The 17,544-nt window shown below is 73.4% G+C and carries 15 protein-coding genes; 13 read left to right on the top strand and 2 right to left on the bottom strand.

Annotated features, from left to right (window positions below; genetic code table 11):
• Positions 1-20: 20 nt before the first annotated feature.
• The 4 genes from hrcA (at position 21) to G6W55_RS21565 (ending at position 4,126) form a co-directional block, all read left to right on the top strand.
• Positions 21-1,037: a heat-inducible transcriptional repressor HrcA gene (hrcA, locus tag G6W55_RS21550; protein ID WP_030779292.1), complete on the top strand. Its 1,017-nt coding sequence runs from the start codon at positions 21-23 to the stop codon at positions 1,035-1,037.
• Entirely contained in the window at positions 1,038-2,174 is a 1,137-nt protein-coding gene (gene dnaJ, locus G6W55_RS21555) for a molecular chaperone DnaJ (protein ID WP_030779289.1), read from the top strand.
• A 123-nt stretch (positions 2,175-2,297) separates the two neighbouring features.
• Complete coding sequence (locus G6W55_RS21560) at positions 2,298-3,383, top strand: nitronate monooxygenase (RefSeq protein ID WP_175522473.1); 1,086 nt, start codon at positions 2,298-2,300, stop codon at positions 3,381-3,383.
• Complete coding sequence (locus G6W55_RS21565; protein ID WP_175522474.1) at positions 3,380-4,126, top strand: 16S rRNA (uracil(1498)-N(3))-methyltransferase; 747 nt, start codon at positions 3,380-3,382, stop codon at positions 4,124-4,126. Before G6W55_RS21560 ends, G6W55_RS21565 begins: the two co-directional genes overlap by 4 nt.
• A 37-nt stretch (positions 4,127-4,163) precedes the next feature.
• Here G6W55_RS21565 and G6W55_RS21570 read toward each other — a convergent pair whose 3' ends face one another.
• A complete protein-coding gene (locus G6W55_RS21570) occupies positions 4,164-4,523 on the bottom strand; it encodes a hypothetical protein (RefSeq protein ID WP_175522475.1) in 360 nt (119 codons plus the stop codon).
• Between the two features lie 360 nt (positions 4,524-4,883).
• Here G6W55_RS21570 and G6W55_RS21575 point away from each other — a divergent pair, with 360 nt between their 5' ends.
• The 5 genes from G6W55_RS21575 to G6W55_RS21595 all read left to right on the top strand — a co-directional run bounded on the left by G6W55_RS21575 (position 4,884) and on the right by G6W55_RS21595 (position 11,062).
• Positions 4,884-5,420 (top strand): hypothetical protein, encoded by a 537-nt coding sequence (locus G6W55_RS21575; protein WP_175522476.1) that lies wholly within the window; start codon positions 4,884-4,886, stop codon positions 5,418-5,420.
• 116 nt (positions 5,421-5,536) lie between these two features.
• Entirely contained in the window at positions 5,537-8,737 is a 3,201-nt protein-coding gene (locus G6W55_RS21580) for a S41 family peptidase (RefSeq protein WP_175522477.1), read from the top strand.
• Between the two features lie 49 nt (positions 8,738-8,786).
• Positions 8,787-9,140, top strand: a complete 354-nt coding sequence (locus G6W55_RS21585; RefSeq protein WP_030779272.1) for a histidine triad nucleotide-binding protein — start codon at positions 8,787-8,789, stop codon at positions 9,138-9,140.
• Positions 9,141-9,146: 6 nt separating this feature from the next.
• Positions 9,147-10,052 (top strand): ribonuclease Z, encoded by a 906-nt coding sequence (locus G6W55_RS21590; RefSeq protein WP_175522478.1) that lies wholly within the window; start codon positions 9,147-9,149, stop codon positions 10,050-10,052.
• 20 nt (positions 10,053-10,072) lie between these two features.
• Positions 10,073-11,062: an adenosine deaminase gene (locus tag G6W55_RS21595; protein WP_175522479.1), complete on the top strand. Its 990-nt coding sequence runs from the start codon at positions 10,073-10,075 to the stop codon at positions 11,060-11,062.
• Positions 11,063-11,076: 14 nt separating this feature from the next.
• On the opposite strand, the gene G6W55_RS21600 is transcribed toward G6W55_RS21595, so the two are convergent.
• A complete protein-coding gene (locus G6W55_RS21600; RefSeq protein ID WP_175522480.1) occupies positions 11,077-12,138 on the bottom strand; it encodes a hemin ABC transporter substrate-binding protein in 1,062 nt (353 codons plus the stop codon).
• An 86-nt stretch (positions 12,139-12,224) separates the two neighbouring features.
• Here G6W55_RS21600 and G6W55_RS21605 point away from each other — a divergent pair, with 86 nt between their 5' ends.
• The 4 genes from G6W55_RS21605 to G6W55_RS21620 all read left to right on the top strand — a co-directional run bounded on the left by G6W55_RS21605 (position 12,225) and on the right by G6W55_RS21620 (position 17,453).
• Complete coding sequence (locus tag G6W55_RS21605; RefSeq protein ID WP_175522481.1) at positions 12,225-13,031, top strand: hypothetical protein; 807 nt, start codon at positions 12,225-12,227, stop codon at positions 13,029-13,031.
• A gap of 88 nt (positions 13,032-13,119) precedes the next feature.
• The gene (locus G6W55_RS21610; RefSeq protein WP_175522482.1) at positions 13,120-14,064 is read left to right on the top strand and encodes an HtaA domain-containing protein; all 945 of its coding nucleotides are present in this window, start codon (positions 13,120-13,122) and stop codon (positions 14,062-14,064) included.
• Between the two features lie 113 nt (positions 14,065-14,177).
• On the top strand, positions 14,178-14,714 hold the full coding sequence (locus G6W55_RS21615) for a hypothetical protein (RefSeq protein ID WP_175522483.1): 537 nt from the start codon (positions 14,178-14,180) through the stop codon (positions 14,712-14,714).
• 129 nt (positions 14,715-14,843) lie between these two features.
• Positions 14,844-17,453 carry an immunoglobulin I-set domain protein gene (locus tag G6W55_RS21620; protein WP_175522484.1) on the top strand — a complete coding sequence of 870 codons (2,610 nt, stop codon included), beginning with the start codon at positions 14,844-14,846 and terminating at the stop codon, positions 17,451-17,453.
• The last annotated feature ends 91 nt before the right edge of the window (positions 17,454-17,544 follow it).

The raw sequence follows: 17,544 nt of genomic DNA on the forward strand, positions 1-17,544 counted from the left end.
GACGTCTGGAGGTGGGCGCGATGCTGAGCGAGCGAAGGCTTCAGGTGCTGCGCGCCATCGTCCAGGACTACGTGGGCACCGAGGAACCCGTGGGCTCCAAGGCGCTCACCGAGCGCCACAACCTCGGCGTCTCCCCGGCCACCGTCCGCAACGACATGGCGGCCCTGGAGGAGGAGGGGTACATCGCCCAGCCGCACACCAGCGCGGGGCGCATCCCCACCGACAAGGGCTACCGGCTGTTCGTCGACAAGCTGGCCGGCGTCAAACCGATGACCGCGCCGGAGCGGCGCGCCATCCAGAGCTTCCTCGACGGCGCCGTCGACCTCGACGACGTCGTGGCGCGCACGGTACGGCTGCTCGCCCAGCTCACCCGGCAGGTCGCCGTGGTGCAGTACCCCTCGCTGACCCGCTCCACCGTCCGCCATGTCGAGCTGCTGTCGCTCGCGCCGGCCCGGCTGATGCTGGTGCTGATCACGGACACCGGCCGGGTCGAGCAGCGGATGGTGGACTGCCCGGCGCCCTTCGGGGAAGCCTCGCTCGCGGATCTGCGGGCGCGGCTGAACAGCCGGATCGCGGGCCGCCGGTTCACCGATGTGCCGCGGCTGGTCGAGGACCTGCCGGAGGCCTTCGAGGCCGACGACCGCGGCACCGTCTCGACCGTGCTCTCCACCCTGCTGGAGACGCTCGTCGAGGAGAACGAGGAGCGGCTGATGATCGGCGGCACCGCCAATCTCACCCGCTTCGGACATGACTTCCCTCTCACCATCCGGCCCGTCCTGGAGGCCCTGGAGGAGCACGTCGTTCTCCTCAAACTCCTGGGCGAGGCGGGAGATTCGGGCATGACCGTACGCATCGGTCACGAGAACGCCTACGAGGGACTCAACTCCACTTCGGTGGTCTCGGTCGGCTACGGTTCGGGCATTGAGGCAGTCGCCAAACTCGGCGTGGTCGGACCGACCCGCATGGATTACCCGGGAACGATGGGAGCGGTACGAGCGGTGGCACGGTACGTCGGACAGATCCTGGCGGAGTCCTGAGTGGCCACGGACTACTACGCCGTTCTCGGCGTGCGCCGTGACGCGTCGCAGGATGAGATCAAGAAGGCATTCCGCCGGCTCGCCCGCGAGCTGCACCCGGACGTCAACCCGGATCCGAAGACCCAGGAGCGGTTCAAGGAGATCAACGCCGCCTACGAGGTGCTCTCGGACCCGCAGAAGAAGCAGGTCTACGACCTCGGCGGCGACCCCCTCTCGCAGGCGGGCGGCGGTGGCGCGGGCGGCTTCGGCGCCGGTGGCTTCGGCAACTTCTCGGACATCATGGACGCGTTCTTCGGAACGGCCTCCCAGCGCGGCCCGCGGTCGCGGACCCGGCGTGGCCAGGACGCGATGATCCGGCTGGAGGTGGACCTCGAGGAGGCCGCCTTCGGCACCACCAAGGACATCCAGGTCGACACCGCGATCGTCTGCGCCACGTGCAGCGGCGAGGGCGCGGCCCCCGGCACCACGGCGCAGACCTGCGACATGTGCCGCGGCCGCGGCGAGGTGTCCCAGGTGACCCGGTCCTTCCTCGGCCAGGTCATGACCTCCCGGCCCTGCCCCCAGTGCCAGGGCTTCGGCACCGTCGTCCCCACCCCGTGCCCGGAGTGCGCGGGCGACGGCCGGGTCCGCTCCCGCCGCACGCTCACGGTGAAGATCCCGGCCGGTGTCGACAACGGCACCCGGATCCAGCTCGCGGGCGAGGGCGAGGTCGGCCCCGGCGGCGGCCCCGCAGGCGACCTGTACGTGGAGATCCACGAACTGCCGCACGCGATGTTCCAGCGCCGCGGCGACGACCTGCACTGCACGGTCACCCTCCCGATGACGGCGGCGGCCCTCGGCACCAAGGTGCCGCTGGAGACGCTCGACGGTCTGGAGGAGGTCGACATCCGGCCCGGTACCCAGTCCGGCCAGTCGATCCCGCTGCACGGCCGGGGCGTCACGCATCTGCGCGGCGGGGGCCGCGGCGATCTGATCGTCCATGTCGAGGTGCAGACGCCGACCAAGCTCGACCCCGAGCAGGAGCGCCTGCTGCGGGAGCTGGCCAAGCTGCGCGGCGAGGAACGGCCCCTGGGCCAGTTCCAGCCCGGGCAGCAGGGTCTGTTCTCCCGGCTGAAGGACGCCTTCAACGGCCGCTGAGGCAACGGGCCGAAGGGCGCCCGCCACGGCGTCCGACGGCCCGGAAAGCGCCGTCATGGGGCGGCGCCGACCGCCGGGAAGACCCGATTCGGACTTGTTCGGAGGACGTGACAACATGCCGTCATGTCCTCCGCACTGACCGATCTCTTCCCGTATCCGATCGTGCAGGCCCCCATGGCGGGCGGTGTCTCGGTCCCGCAGCTCGCCGCCGCCGTGTCCGAGGCCGGCGGGCTCGGGTTCCTCGCCGCCGGGTACAAGACGGCCGACGGCATGTACCAGGAGATCAAGCAGATGCGGGGGCTCACCGGCCGCCCCTTCGGCGTGAACCTGTTCATGCCGCAGCCGGAACACGCGGAGAGCGGCGCGGTCGAGGTCTACGCCCATCAGCTCGCCGGCGAGGCCGCCTGGTACGAGACCGAACTCGGCGACCCGGACAGCGGCCGGGACGACGGCTACGACGCCAAGCTCGCGGTGCTCCTCGACGACCCGGTGCCGGTGGCGTCCTTCCACTTCGGCGTGCCCGGCGCGGAGGCGCTCGCCGCGCTGCGCCGGGCCGGGACGCTCACCCTGGTCACCGCCACCACCGCCGAGGAGGCCCTCGCCGCGGAGCGGGCCGGCGCGGACGCGGTGATCGTGCAGGGCCTGGAGGCCGGCGGCCACCAGGGCACCCACCGGGACGTCCCCGAGAACGACGGCTCCGGCATCGGACTGCTCGCCCTGATCGCCCAGGTCCGCGAGGCCGTGAGCCTGCCGCTGGTCGCCGCCGGAGGGCTGATGCGCGGCAGCCAGATCGCCGCGGTCCTCGCGGCCGGCGCGAGCGCGGCCCAACTGGGCACCGCGTTCCTCGCCACCCCCGAGTCGGGCGCCCACGCGGTCCACAAGCAGGCGCTCATCGACCCGCTGTACGTGCGCACCGAGCTGACCCGGGCCTTCTCGGGCCGTCCGGCCCGCGGTCTGGTCAACCGCTTCCTGCGCGAGCACGGCCCCTACGCCCCCGCCGCCTACCCCGAGGTGCACCACCTCACCGCGCCGCTGCGCAAGGCCGCCGCCAAGGCGGGCGATCCGCAGGGCATGGCGCTGTGGGCGGGACAGGGCCACCGGCTGGCCCGGGAGCTGCCGGCCGCGGAGCTGGTGGAGGTCCTGATGGCCGAACTCGCGGACGCGGAGACAGCGTTGTCCGGCCGCCTCGACGGAGGTGAGGGCCGATGACCGCGCCCGTCTTCGTTGTTGACGAACTCCCTTCCGGGGGCGTCGAGTTCGTGCTCGACGGCGCCGAGGGGCGGCACGCCGTGTCGGTGAAGCGGCTGCGGGCCGGCGAGGCGGTCGTCCTCACCGACGGAGCCGGGCGCTGGGCGCCGGGCGAGGTGCTCGCCGCCGAGGGCAAGGACCGTCTCGTGGTGGCCCTGGAGGACGTCGTCGAGGAGCCCGTCGAGACGCCCCGGATCACCGTCGTACAGGCCCTTCCCAAGGGCGACCGGGGCGAGTTGGCCGTCGAGACGATGACCGAGACCGGCGTCGACGCGATCGTGCCGTGGGCCGCCGCCCGCTGCATCACCCAGTGGAAGGGCGACCGCGGCCTCAAGGCCCTCGCCAAGTGGCGGGCCACCGCCCGCGAGGCGGGCAAGCAGTCCCGCCGGGTGCGGTTCCCCGAGGTCGCCGACGCCGCGAGCAGCCGTCAGGTCGCGGACCTGCTGGCGCGGGCCGACTTCGCCGCCGTCCTGCACGAGGACCGCGACTACGGCAGCGCGCCCCTCGCCACCGCCGAACTCCCCGCCGAGGGCGAGATCGTGCTCGTCGTCGGACCCGAAGGGGGCGTCTCGCCCGAGGAGTTGGCGCTCTTCGAGGCGGCCGGCGCACGCGCCTACCGGCTGGGCCGCAGCGTCCTGCGCACCTCCACCGCGGGCACCGCCGCCACCGCCCTCCTGCTGGGCCGCACGGGCCGCTGGTCCTGACGCCCGGACCCACAACTACGGGCGCGGGCAGGTGACTTCACTCTCCTGCCGACGCCTCGGCCACGGCGGCGATCAGCTCCCAGCCGTCCACCTCACCGCCGGACACCAGCAGCCCCCGCCGTCCGGCCTCGTCCACCAGGGCGCGGACGACGCCGGGTTCGTGGAGGTTGAGGTGGTGGTCGCGGTCGCCCACGCCGCCGGAGTGCGTGTACCCGCCGTCACCGGCGTACCGGCCGGGACCGGCGAGGAAGACGATCCGGGTGTGCACCCCGTCGCGGTTCAGACCGAGCACCTCCGCGCAGGGCCGCTCCCGGTCGCCGTGCCGGTGACGGACCCGCCACAGATAGCGGGTGTGCTCGTCCACGACGAGCGTGCGGATACGGCGGCTGTCACGCATGCCGGTCAGGCTAGGGCCTCTCTTTCGGATCTTGCCGGGGGTCGCGGGGTCTGGCACGCGCTCCCCCAGAGGGGGGACCCCCAGCGGCGTTGTCGTCGGTTGTCAACGCTCCGCGTTGCCGCCCTCCTCCGCCTTGCATCTGCACGCACCAGACCCCGCTCGGGCCCGCCGAGACGCACCGTCGTTCGAGGCCGGCCAGATCCGAAAGAAAGGCCCTAGGCCGCCGAACGGCCGCCTGGCGCGGCAATTTCGGGCGCCCCCCGGGGCCGTCGGTGGGGTGAGGGGCGGGACAGGTGTGCGTGCCGGGAGTGGCCGTATGCGCCCTATCGCGACCGGCGGGACGGTGGCAGGCTGCCCCGCATGGGGTCATCACCGTGGATCCGGCCGCGTCTGGCCGGGGTGGGCGTGCTCGCGGCCCTGGCCGTGGGCGGTCTGACGGCGTGCGAGCCCGGCGGGCTGAGCACCATGTCGGTGGCGTACACCACCGACGAGGCCGCGACCGCCGAGATCGAGCGCCGGGACGTGGACGTGCGCTGGCTGACCTGCACCGGCAAGTACGACGGGGACGCCGGGACCGAACGGATCGCCGCGGTCGACTGCACCGGCGAGACCGGCGACGGGCGGGACATCACCGTCACCGGCAAGGTCACCCGGGCCGTCAACGGCGCCTGTGTGCGCGGCGATCTGCGGGCGGACGTCGGCAAGAAGCAGATCTTCCGGGTCTCCGGGCTCGGCGACTGCGCGTCCGCGACCCCCTCGCCGGTCGACCCGCCCGACACCGGCGGCTCCGGCGGCAGCGGTGGATCCGGGGCGCGGCCCACCGTCACCGTGACGGTCACCGAGACGGTGTGGTGCAGGGCCGGCAAGGCCGGGTGCGGGCCGGTCGAAGGGAAGTGAGCGGCGCGGGAGAGGAAGCGAGCGGGTCGGGAGGGGAAGTGAGCAGTGCAAAAGGAGTGAAAGAGAACTGATCAAAACCCCTGACCTGCGGTCCCTCCGGTGCCTAAAGTGATCGGGTGACCCAGTCCGCGACGCCCGCCTCATACCTCAGATTCCCGCATCCGCACGGCGAGTTGGTGGCCTTCGCCGCCGAGGACGACGTGTGGCTGGCGCCCCTTGACGGGGGACGCGCCTGGCGGGTCAGCGCCGACAACATGCCGGTCTCCCATCCCCGGATCTCACCCGACGGCACCACCGTCGCCTGGACCTCCACCCGCGACGGCGCCGCCGAGGTGTACATTGCCCCGGTCGACGGCGGACCCTCCACCCGGCTCACCCACTCGGGCGCCGCCGGCACCCGGGTGCGCGGCTGGACCCCCGACGGCGAGGTCCTCGCCCTGAGCGCCCACGACCGGCCGAGCCCGCGCCACACCTGGGCCCGCGCCGTCCCGCTCGACGGCGGACCGGCCACCACCCTGCCGTACGGCCCGGTCGGCGCCGTCGCCCACGGCCCGCACACCGTGCTGCTGTCCGCGACGATGAGCCGCGAGGCCGCCCACTGGAAGCGCTACCGCGGCGGCACCGCCGGCAAGCTATGGATCGACCGCGAGGGCGACGGCCAGTTCACCCGGCTCCACGACGGCCTCGACGGCAACATCGAGTACCCGGTGTGGGTGGGCGAGCGGATCGCCTTCCTCTCCGACCACGAGGGCACCGGCGCCCTCTACTCCTCCCTCGCCGACGGCTCCGACCTGCGCCGCCACACCCCGCTCGACGAGTTCTACGCCCGCCAGGCCGCCGGCGACGGCACCCGGATCGCGTACGCCCGCGCGGGCGAGCTCTGGATCCTGGACGACCTCGACGGCGCCGAGCCCCGCCGGCTCGACGTCCGCCTCGGCGGCCAGCGCACCGACCGCAGGCCCCGCCCCGTCGCCCCCGCCCGCTGGCTCGGCGGGGCCGCCCCGGACCACACCGCCCGCGGCAGCGCCGTCGAGGTGCGCGGCGCCGTCCACTGGATCACCCACCGCTCCGGGCCCGCCCGCGCCCTCGCCGCCGAGCCCGGCGTGCGGGCCCGGCTGCCGCGCACCTTCCGCACGGAGGGCGAGGAGTGGGTGGTGTGGGTGACGGACGCCGAGGGCGAGGACGCCCTGGAGTTCGCCCCGGCCACCGGGACGGCCCCGGGCGCGAGCCCGCGCCGGCTCGCCGCCGGCCGGCTCGGCCGGGTCCTGGAACTGGCCATGGCACCCGACGGCAGCCGGGCCGCCGTCGCCGCCCACGACGGCCGGCTGCTGCTCGTGGAACGCGAGAGCGGCGAGGTCCGCGAGGTCGACCGCAGCCCCGACGGCGAGGTCTCCGACCTGGTGTTCTCGCCCGACTCGGCCTGGCTCGCCTGGTCGCACCCCGGGCCGCGCCCGCTCGCCCAGCTCAGACTGGCCAACGTCACCGATCTGTCGGTCACCGAGGCCACCCCGCTGCGCTTCCGCGACTACGCGCCCGCCTTCACCCTCGACGGCAGGCACCTGGCGTTCCTGTCCACCCGCGCCTTCGACCCGGTCTACGACGAGCACGCCTTCGACCTCTCCTTCATCGAGGGCGCCCGCCCGCATCTGATCACCCTGGCCGCCACCACGCCCTCGCCGTTCGGACCGCAGCGGCACGGCCGCCCCTTCGAGGCGCCCGACAAGGACGAGACGCCCGACAGCGAGGGCACCCCCGCCACCCGGATCGACCTCGACGGCCTCGCCGACCGGATCGTGCCCTTCCCCGTCGAGGCCGGCCGCTACTCCTCCCTCGCCGCCGCCAAGGACGGCGTGCTGTGGCTGCGGCACCCGGTGCGCGGGGTGCTCGGCGCCTCCCGCGCCACCCCCGACGACCCCGATCCGAACACCGAGCTGGAGCGCTTCGACCTCGCCCAGCAGCGCCTGGACCATCTGGCCGCCGACGCCGACGGATTCGAGGTCAGCGGCGACGGCAAACGCCTGCTGCTGTGGACCGACGGCAAGCTGAAGGTCGTCCCCAGCGACCGGCGCGCCTCCGGCGACGAGGACAGCGACGGCAACATCACCGTCGACCTCACCCGGATCCGGCAGCGCGTCGACCCGGCCGCCGAGTGGCGGCAGATGTACGACGAGAACGGCCGCATCATGCGGGACAACTACTGGCGGGCCGACCTCGGCGGCGTCGACTGGGACGCCGTCCTCGACCGCTACCGTCCGCTCCTGGACAAGGTCGCCACCCATGACGACCTGGTGGACCTCCTGTGGGAGGTGCACGGCGAACTGGGCACCTCGCACGCCTACGTCATCCCGCGCGGCGGCCACGGCGGCGGCGCCGGGCAGGGGCTGCTGGGCGCCGACATCTCCCGTCACGAGGACGGCGGCTGGCGCATCGACCGGATCCTGCCCTCGGAGACCTCCGACCCCGACGCCCGCTCCCCGCTCGCCGCCCCCGGCGTCGCGGTGCGCGCCGGGGACGCGATCACCGCCGTCGCCGGACATCCGGTGGACCCGGTCACCGGTCCCGGACCGCTGCTGGTCGGTACGGCGGGCAAGCCGGTGGAGCTGACCGTCTCGCCGTCCGGCGGCGGCGAGCCCCGGCACACCGTCGTCGTCCCGGTCGCCGACGAGGAGGCGCTGCGCTACCACGCGTGGGTCGCCGACCGGCGGGCGTACGTCCACCAGGCGTCCGGCGGCCGGCTCGGCTATCTGCACGTGCCCGACATGCAGGCGCCCGGCTGGGCCCAGATCCACCGGGACCTGCGGATCGAGGTGGCCCGCGAGGGTCTCGTGGTCGACGTGCGGGAGAACCGGGGCGGGCACACCTCGCAGTTGGTGGTGGAGAAGCTGGCCCGCCGGATCGTCGGCTGGGACGTGCCGCGCGGCGTGCGGCCCTCCAGCTACCCGGAGGACGCGCCCCGGGGGCCGGTCGTCGCCGTCGCCAACGAGTTCTCCGGCTCCGACGGGGACATCGTCAACGCGGCGATCAAGGCGCTCGGCATCGGACCGGTGGTCGGCACCCGCACCTGGGGCGGCACCATCGGCATCGACAGCCGCTACCGGCTGGTCGACGGCACGCTCGTCACCCAGCCCAAGTACGCGATCTGGCTGGAGGGTTACGGCTGGGGCGTGGAGAACCACGGCGTCGACCCCGACGTCGAGGTCGTCTGCCGCCCCCAGGACCACGCGGCGGACCGTGACGTCCAGCTCGACGCGGCGATCTCACTGGCCCTGACCGCCCTGGAGTCGACACCGGCGAAGACCCCACCCACCGCTCCGTGACCCGCTCGCTACGATGCCCGCAAGAGATCACCGCTGTGGAGGAGGCCGTATGGCAGGCGAGCCGCAGGACGACTGTCTGTTCTGCAAGATCGTCGGGGGGCATGTCCCGGCGACGATCGTGCGGGAGACCGAGACGACCGTGGCGTTCCGGGACATCAACCCCCAGGCGCCCACGCACGTCCTGGTGATCCCGAAGGCGCACTACGAGAACGCCGCCGCGCTCGCCGCCGCCGAACCCGCGCTCGCCGCGGACGTGCTGCGCGAGGCCCAGGCCGTCGCCGACGAGGAGAAGCTGGAGAGCTACCGGACGGTCTTCAACACCGGCAGCGGCGCCGGCCAGACCGTCTGGCACGCCCACGCGCACGTCCTCGGGGGCCGCGGCCTCCAGTGGCCCCCCGGGTGAGGTGACGTGTCCGTACGCGAACTGGTGGTCCTCGGCACCGCCAGCCAGGTCCCGACCCGGCACCGCAACCACAACGGCTATCTGCTGCGCTGGGACGGCGAGGGCCTCCTCTTCGACCCGGGCGAGGGCACCCAGCGCCAGATGCTGCGGGCCGGGGTCGCCGCGCACGATCTGCACCGGATCTGTGTCACGCACTTCCACGGCGACCACTCCCTCGGCCTGGCCGGGGTGATCCAGCGGATCAACCTCGACCAGGTCCCGCACCCGGTCACCGCCCACTACCCGCGCTCCGGGCAGCGGTTCTTCGAGCGGCTGCGGTACTCCACCGCCTACCGCGAGACCGTCGGCGTCACCGAGGCCCCGGTCGACGCGGACGGCATCCTCGCCACCACGCCGTCGTACACCCTCGAAGCCCGGCTGCTCTCGCACCCCGTCGAGTCATACGGCTACCGGGTCGTCGAGCCCGACGGGCGGCGCATGCTGCCCGAGCGGCTCGCCGCGCACGGCATCCGGGGCGCCGACGTCGGCCGTATCCAGCGCGAAGGCGTCCTGGACGGCGTCTCGCTGGACGACGTCAGCGAGACGCGGCGCGGACAGCGGTTCGCGTTCGTCATGGACACCCGGCTGTGCGACGGCGTGCACGCGCTGGCCGAGGGCGCCGATCTGCTCGTCATCGAGTCGACCTTCCTCGACGAGGACGAGCGGCTCGCCGTCGACCACGGGCATCTGACGGCCGGACAGGCGGCGCGCGCCGCCCGGGACGCCGGGGTGCGCCACCTCGTCCTCACCCACTTCAGCCAGCGCTACACCGAGCCCGAGGAGTTCGAGCGGCAGGCACGGGCCGCCGGATTCGAGGGCGAGCTGACCGTGGCCCATGATCTGCAACGGGTGCCGATGCCGAAACGACGGTAAAACGGGCGTACGATTCTTTGATGCCCCTCCCCAAAGCCGAACTGCACCTGCATATCGAAGGCACCCTGGAGCCGGAGCTGGCTTTCGAGCTGGCCGCCCGCAACGGGGTGGCACTGCCCTACGCCGACACCGAGGCGCTCCGCGAGGCGTACCGGTTCGAGGACCTCCAGTCCTTTCTGAACCTGTACTACGAGCTGATGGCGGTGCTGCGCACCGAGCAGGACTTCGAGGACCTCGCGGACGCCTATCTGGCGCGCGCGGCCGCGCAGGGCGTCCGGCACGCGGAGATCTTCTTCGACCCGCAGGCCCATCTCGCCCGCGGGATCTCCATGGGCACGGTCGTGGAGGGGCTGTGGCGCGCGCTGGGCCGCAGCGAGACCTCCCACGGCGTCTCGACCCGGCTCATCCTGTGCTTCCTGCGCGACGAGTCCGCCGAGTCGGCCCTGGAGACCCTGGCGGCGGCCGAGCCCCACCTCGACCGGATCACCGGGGTGGGACTGGACTCCGCCGAGGTCGGGCATCCCCCGGCGAAGTTCCGCGAGGTCTACGAGGCGGCCGCCGCGCTCGGTCTGCGGCGTGTGGCGCACGCGGGGGAGGAGGGGCCGCCGGAGTACATCACCGAGGCCCTGGACGTCCTCGGCGTCGAGCGCGTCGACCACGGACTGCGGTGCGTGGAGGACCCGGCGCTGGTCGAGCGGCTGGTGCGGGAGCGGATCCCGCTGACGCTGTGCCCGCTGTCCAACGTCCGGCTGCGCACCGTCGACACCCTCGCCGACCACCCGCTGCCGGCCATGCTCGACGCCGGGCTGCTGTGCACGCTCAACTCCGACGACCCGGCCTACTTCGGCGGCTACGCGGGCGACACCTTCGACGCCGTACACGCCACCCTCGGCCTGGACGAGGACCGGCTGCGCGAGCTGGCCCGCAACTCCTTCCTCGCCTCCTTCCTGGAGGACGACGAGGAGCGGCGGGCCCGGTATCTCGCCGAGGTGGACGCCTACGTCTTCTGAGCCGTCGCCGCCGGTCAGCCCTGGTGGATGCGGTCCACCAGGATGTCGATGACGAGCGGGGTGCGCGGCCCGAAGCTCAGCAGTACGCCGTCCTCCAGGTCGACGACCCTGCGGTTCATGCCCGCCGGGGTCTGCGCGATGCCGGGGACCTTGAGGAGGCCGTCGAGTCCGCCGACCGACTCCAGGCCCTTGGTCATCATCAGGATGACGTCCGGCTGCGCCGCGGCCAGCGCCTCGGTGGTGATCGGGGTGAAGGGCCGGTCCAGGCCCGCGTCCGTGCCGGCGTCGACCGCGCCCGCCGCCTCCAGCAGCGAGTCGGCGCCCGAGCCCTTGCCGCCGATCAGATAGACGGCCGCGCTGCCGCGCATGTAGAGGAAGGCCACCTTCGGCCTGCTCCCGGCGGGCACCGCGGCGCGGGCGGCGGCGAGTTCGGTGCTCATGCGCGCGTTGAGCGCCTTCCCGGCCGCCGGGACGCCGAGCGCCTCGGCGATCCGGGTGGTGCGGGTGGTGACGTCGGCGAGCTTGGTCGCCGGGTCGAGGACGACGACGGGGACACCGGCGTCCCGGATCTGGTCGACGGCCTCCTTGGGGCCGGTGTCCGTGTCGGCGAGCACCACCGTCGGCCGCAGCGACAGCACGTTCTCCGCGCTCACGTCGTGCGCCTTGGTGACCTGGGGGAGCTTCTTCGCCTCCTCGAAGGTGGCGGTGATGTCCCGGCCCACGACCCGGTCACCGAGCCCGAGCGTGAACACGATCTCCGCGACGCCGCCGTTGAGCGGCAGGATGCGCGAGGCGTCCGTCACCGTCACCTTCCGGCCGTCGGAGGAGTCGACGGTCACCGGCAACTCCGGTACGGGCGCCTTGCCTTCGAGCGGGACGAGGGTGTTCGCGGCGAGCTGTTTCCCGGCGGCGGCCGCGCGGGCGCTCGCGGACGTCGGGGTCGCCCCGGCGCCTTCCTGACCCTTGGTGGAGCCGCCGGCGCAGGCCCCGGTCAGCAGGGCGAGCGCAAGCCCGAGGACGGCGAGGCCCCTCCTCGGTCCACGCCCTGACGGCCGGCCCTTCCGGGATGCGCGCATGGCTCGTTCCTTTCCTCTCGGCTGGCACACGATTGAATATTAGTTTAGGTTAGGCTTCCCTTAGTGTCGCGTGGTGGGGGTTGTCCATGAAGAGGCCAAGTGGCCTGCGCGGTAACGGAGTTGCCTGTCTTCTCGCAGTCGCCTCGGCGTCCGCCCTGCTGCTCCCGGCGGCCTCGCCGGCGGTGGCCGCGGGCGGTTCGGCGACCGGCCCCGAGGGTCAGAAACTCTCCGTCTCCGCCTCGTCCGGTCTCGACCCCGCCGGCCAGTCGGTCACCGTGACCGGCTCCGGCTACAACACGGAGAAGGGCATCTACGTCGCCTTCTGCGTGGACAACGGCGCCGGGAAGACGCCCACGCCCTGTGTCGGCGGCGTCGACATGTCCGGCGAGTCCGGCGCCTCCGCCTGGATCTCCTCCAACCCGCCCTCCTACGGCAAGGGGCTGGCCAAGCCCTACGGCGGCAGCGCCCACAAGGGCACCTTCAGCGTGAAACTCACCGTGCGCGCCAAGGACGCCAACACCGACTGCACCGCGTCCGGGGTGACCTGCGCCGTCATCACCCGCAACGACCACACCCGGGGTGGCGACCAGAGCCAGACGGTGCGCATCCCGGTGACCTTCGCGTCGGGCGGCGCCTCGACGGGGGCCGGTACGGGCGGGTCCGGTGCCTCGGCGACTCCGGGCGCGAGCACGACGGCGCCGGCGACCGCGACCGGCGGCACCGGCGCCACCCCGTCCTCCGGCACGACCGACGGTTCCATGGCGATCACCGGCTCCGGCCTCGCGCTGCCCGTCGGACTCACCGCCGCCGGACTGGTGGCGGCGGGCACGGGCGCCTGGTTCTGGGCGCGCCGCCGCAGGACCGGATCCGCCGGGGCTTCGCGCACGAGCTGAGGCGGCCGCCTCCGACATCGACACCGGCGCGGACCGGCTGCTTCGCCGTGCGCCGACGCAACCTCACCTTCCAGAGGGAGAACTGAACATGGTGAAGAGACCCGGCGCCGTCGCCCTGGTGGCCGGTGCCCTGTTCGCGCTGAGTGCCCCGACCGCGGTGGCCGGCGAGGAGCCGTCCGAGGCGGTCTCCGGGGGCCGTGCGGACTGGACTCCGGCCGCCGGTGGCGTCTCGTTCGACGTCATGGCACCTGCCGTACCGACCGCGTCCGGCGGGGGCTCCTTCCCCGCTCTCGGCGGGACCGCCGATCCGCGGACCGGCGCCGCCGAGGTGACGTTGGGCGGTGTCGCCCGGCTCGGCGATCCGGGGCGGGCGCCGCTGGTGCTCGCCGGGCTGCGGCTGCGGCTGACCGGTGAGGAGGGCGCGCTGTACGCCCGTACGGTCGTCGACGGGCGGGCCCGGGAACTGGCCCTGGCCGAGGTGGCCGAGGTGGCGGAGGTGAAACCCGCCGTACGGGCCACCGGGGTCACCTGGAGCGGACTGCGGGCCTCGCTCACCGAGGAGGGCGCGGCGCTGCTGTCCGACTGGAGCGGGGGCGGGTTCACGGCCGGGGACGCGTTCGGCGCGTTCGACGTGACGGTGGGGACGGAGCGGGGGGAATCCCCCGTGCCTCAGGCGTCGCCGAGTGTCGAGGCCGAGGAACCGTCGCCCGCTTCCGCGGCGCCGGACCCCGCCGAGGACGAAGGGGGCGGACCCGCCGCCGTCGTCGCCCGGCCCGCCCTCGCCGCGGGTGCCGAACAGACCGTCACCGGTGCGGGGTTCGCGCCCGGTGCCGTTGTGCTCGTCGCGATCGACGGCGACACCCGGTACCAGGCGGTGGCGGACGCGGAGGGCCGGTTCGCGCGGGCCTTCCCGGTGTACGCCAACGCCGCCGAGGGCGAACACACCGTTGTCCTGACCGCCGTCGGAGGTGAGCAGGCCGTCGCCGAGGTCGCGTTCTCGGTCACCGCTGCCCCGAACTCTCCTGCGTCCTAGGTGAGTTGGGGTTTTTGCACTCCGTTGACAAACGACCCGCATTCGTACTTAGGTTTGCCTTACCTAAGTTCGAACTGGCGAAGTTCGGACCCCACGACCGGAAAGGTCTCGTCATGAGAGTCCCCACCCCCCGCACCGCCGCCCGTGCCGCCCTCGCCGTCGCCGCCTCCGCCGCGCTGACCGTGGGCCTGGCCGGCTCCGCCTCCGCGGCCACCGCGACCCGCACGATCACCGACGGCGGCACCACCTACAACCTGTCGCTCACCGCCCCCGACACCGCCTCCGCGTCGGGCCAGGTCATCACCGTCACCGGCTCCGGATACAACAGCAGCCAGGGCATCTACGTGGGCCTGTGCGTGGTCGACGGCGTGCCGGGCGCCAACAAGCCGACCCCGTGTCTCGGCGGCCAGGACGAGAGCGGCTCCACCGGCGCCTCGCACTGGGTCAACAACGTCTTCGGCGGTCTGTTCGCCAACAGCTCCACCTTCGGCAGCGGCGGCACCTTCAGCGCCCAGATCTACGTCAAGGCCACCCTCGACGACGGCCGGGTCTGCGGCGAGGACGTGACCTGCGCGATCGTGACCCGCGCCGACCACTTCGACACCAACGACCGCAAGTACGACGTGCACGCCCCCATCACCTTCCAGTGACGGTCGGCGCAACGACCTTGCAGTGACGGCCTGTTGAACTCCGGCCGGGCCGGACCTCGCGCGGCGGGGTCCGGCCCCCTCGGCGTTCGGCGGCGCGTCGCGCGCACGCGAGAAGTGAGGAACACTCCCATGCAGCACAGACGCCCGGCGGCGCTGCTCGGCGCCGCCGCCCTGGTGGCCGCCGCGGTCACGGCCGTCACGGTGGGTCCGGTCGCGCAGGCCGCCGACACGCCGAGGACCGCCCTCGGCGCGCACGGCCAGAAGCTCACCGTCTCCGCCTCGGCGAACCTCGACCCGGCCGGCGAGACCCTCCGGGTCACCGGCGAGGGGTACGACGTCACCAAGGGCGTCTATGTCGCCCTCTGCAAGGACAACGGAGACAACCGCATCCCCACGCCCTGCCTCGGCGGCGCCGACCAGACCGGCGGCAGCGGCGCCTCGAAGTGGATCGTCCCGGAGGGTTCCGCGGAGGCGCCCGCGGGCGTCGCCGAGGTCTGGGGCCCCGGCGGCACCTTCGACGTCGAACTGGACGTCAAGGCGAAGGACAACGGCCTGGACTGCACCGAGGTCGCCTGCTCGGTCGTCACCCGCGTCGACCACAACGGCACCGGCGACCGCTCCCAGGACGTCCGCATCCCCGTCGCCTTCGAGGGCCAGGAGCCCGGGGGCGGGGACGGCGGCGAGGGCGAGGAGGTCCCGCCGGGCACCGTCAGCTATGTCCGCTCGGCCGAGTTCACCGCCGCCGGCATGCCGCTGTCCCTGCTGCTGCACCCCGACTCGGGCCGCCTGTACGTCGGTTCGGGCAACACGGTCGACACCGGGTCCGTCAACGAGTCCGGCCTGTACGTCCTCGACCCCGCCGACGGCAAGGTGCTCTCCTACATTCCGCAGGCACCCGGCACCACCGGCGCCCTCGCCCAGCGGGTCGTCCAGCGGCTCGTCAAGGCGCTGCCCGGCGACGGTGTCGTCTTCCAGTACCCGGTGCGCGGCATCGGCGTCGCGAAGACCGGCGACTCCGCCGCGACCGGCGTCTGGCCGGCCGGGGGCACCATCACCGGCACCGGACCCGGCACCACCGACGGCAGCGTGCTGATCGCCCAGGGGGCGGTCGTCTCCGAGGTCGAGTACGCCACCGGGAAGGTCCTCCGCACGGTCACCCTGCCGAGCAGCGGCGGCCACCTCGGCGTGGACCCGGCCCGCCGTCTGGCCTGGGTCTCCGACACCGTGAACGGCAAGCTGTTCCGGGTGAGCACCGCCGGGGACACCGCCCTCGACCTCACCGCCACCCTCGACCTGCCCCAGGGGCAGTCGTACGTCACCGCCGTCGACCCGGCGACCGGCAACGTCTGGGCGGGGTCCGGCTATTCGGTGTTCGTCTTCGACAAGGACGGCGAGCCGCTGGCGGAGCTGAAGGGCACCGACATGCCCACCGCGATCGCCTTCGACGCCGGCACGCACCAGGCGTTCGTGCTGCGCGAGGACTACGGCAACGAGGAGGACGGCGCGGACCAGAAGGGCCTCCTCGAGGTGTACGACAGCGGCACGTTCCGGCCGGCGGCCACCCCGGCCGCGCTGCCCGGCAACCGCGTCAACGCCTACGCGGGCCTCGCGGTCGTCCCGGGCGGCGGCACGGTCTATCTGACCGACGGCGCCGAGAGCAAGGTCCTCGCCTACGAGCGCCGGGTCTCCCCGAAGGTCACCCAGACCCCCACCGACCGCACGGTGTTCGCGGGCGACCAGGTCACGTTCGTCGCGGCGGCCGAGGGCACCCCGACACCGACCCTGAAGTGGGAGGTCAGCCCCGACGGCGGCCAGACCTGGACCACGGTGGCGGGTGCGACGGGCAACACGTACTCCTTCACCGCGCGCGCCGCGCACGACGGTTACCGCTACCGCGTCGCCTTCACCAACACCTCCGGCACGACCCGCACGGCGGAGTTCACGCTCACGGTGAAGGAGGCCGGGAACGGCGACGGCGGCACCGGCGGAGGTGACGGAGACGGCGACGAGAAGCCGTCCGGCACCAGGACCGTCACCGGCTCCCAGGGCCAGAAGCTCACCGTCACCCCGGTCAACAACCTCGCCACCGAGGACCAGGTCCTGAAGATCACCGGGTCCGGCTACGACGAGAAGAAGGGCATCTACGTGGCCCTGTGCGTCGACAACGGCCCCGGCCAACTGCCCACTCCCTGCGTCGGCGGCGTCGACATGACCGGTTCCTCGCACAGTTCGGCGTGGATCTCCTCCAACCCGCCCGACTACGGCGAGGAGTTGGCGACCCCGTACGGCGCGGGCGGCAGCTTCTCGGTCGAGCTGACCGTGGACGCCAAGGACGAGTTCACGGACTGCTTCAAGCAGACCTGCGTCCTGGCCACCCGCGCCGACCACACCTTGTCCGGCGACCGCTCCCAGGACGTGAAGGTCCCGGTCAGCTTCGTGGGCCAGCCCCCGGTGGACACGGACGACGGCGGCACGACGGGCGGCTCCACGGGCGGTTCGACGGGCGGCGGTTCGACGGGCGGAACGGACGGCGGCACCACCGGCGGCGGCTCGTCGGGCGGCACGACCGGTTCCACCGGCGGAACAGGCAGCGCGGGCGGCACCGGGGGTACGACGACCACCGGCTCCTCCGGCAGCCTCGCCTCCACCGGTGCCACCGTCGGCACGGTCGCGGGCCTGGCGCTCCTCCTCGCGGCGGGCGGCTGGTACGTCCGCCGCCGGGCGCTCACCGCCCGGTAGGACGTCCGGCTCCGGCTCCACTCCACCGACCCCCACGCGGCTCCCGCGTGGGGGTCTCGCCGTTGGCCCGTCCTTGACGACCCGTGTTCAT

It is taken from the genome of Streptomyces sp. CAI-85 (genome assembly GCF_013363615.1).
GTDB classification, from domain to species: Bacteria; Actinomycetota; Actinomycetes; order Streptomycetales; family Streptomycetaceae; genus Streptomyces; species Streptomyces antibioticus_B.

Coding starts and splice junctions, on each gene's coding strand:
- hrcA (WP_030779292.1), top strand. CDS start 21: ATGCTGAGCGAGCGAAGGCTTCAGGTGCTGCGCGCCATCGTCCAGGAC.
- G6W55_RS21560 (WP_175522473.1), top strand. CDS start 2,298: ATGTCCTCCGCACTGACCGATCTCTTCCCGTATCCGATCGTGCAGGCC.
- G6W55_RS21565 (WP_175522474.1), top strand. CDS start 3,380: ATGACCGCGCCCGTCTTCGTTGTTGACGAACTCCCTTCCGGGGGCGTC.
- G6W55_RS21570 (WP_175522475.1), bottom strand. CDS start 4,523: ATGCGTGACAGCCGCCGTATCCGCACGCTCGTCGTGGACGAGCACACC.
- G6W55_RS21575 (WP_175522476.1), top strand. CDS start 4,884: ATGGGGTCATCACCGTGGATCCGGCCGCGTCTGGCCGGGGTGGGCGTG.
- G6W55_RS21585 (WP_030779272.1), top strand. CDS start 8,787: ATGGCAGGCGAGCCGCAGGACGACTGTCTGTTCTGCAAGATCGTCGGG.
- G6W55_RS21595 (WP_175522479.1), top strand. CDS start 10,073: ATGCCCCTCCCCAAAGCCGAACTGCACCTGCATATCGAAGGCACCCTG.
- G6W55_RS21600 (WP_175522480.1), bottom strand. CDS start 12,138: ATGCGCGCATCCCGGAAGGGCCGGCCGTCAGGGCGTGGACCGAGGAGG.
- G6W55_RS21605 (WP_175522481.1), top strand. CDS start 12,225: ATGAAGAGGCCAAGTGGCCTGCGCGGTAACGGAGTTGCCTGTCTTCTC.
- G6W55_RS21610 (WP_175522482.1), top strand. CDS start 13,120: ATGGTGAAGAGACCCGGCGCCGTCGCCCTGGTGGCCGGTGCCCTGTTC.
- G6W55_RS21615 (WP_175522483.1), top strand. CDS start 14,178: ATGAGAGTCCCCACCCCCCGCACCGCCGCCCGTGCCGCCCTCGCCGTC.
- G6W55_RS21620 (WP_175522484.1), top strand. CDS start 14,844: ATGCAGCACAGACGCCCGGCGGCGCTGCTCGGCGCCGCCGCCCTGGTG.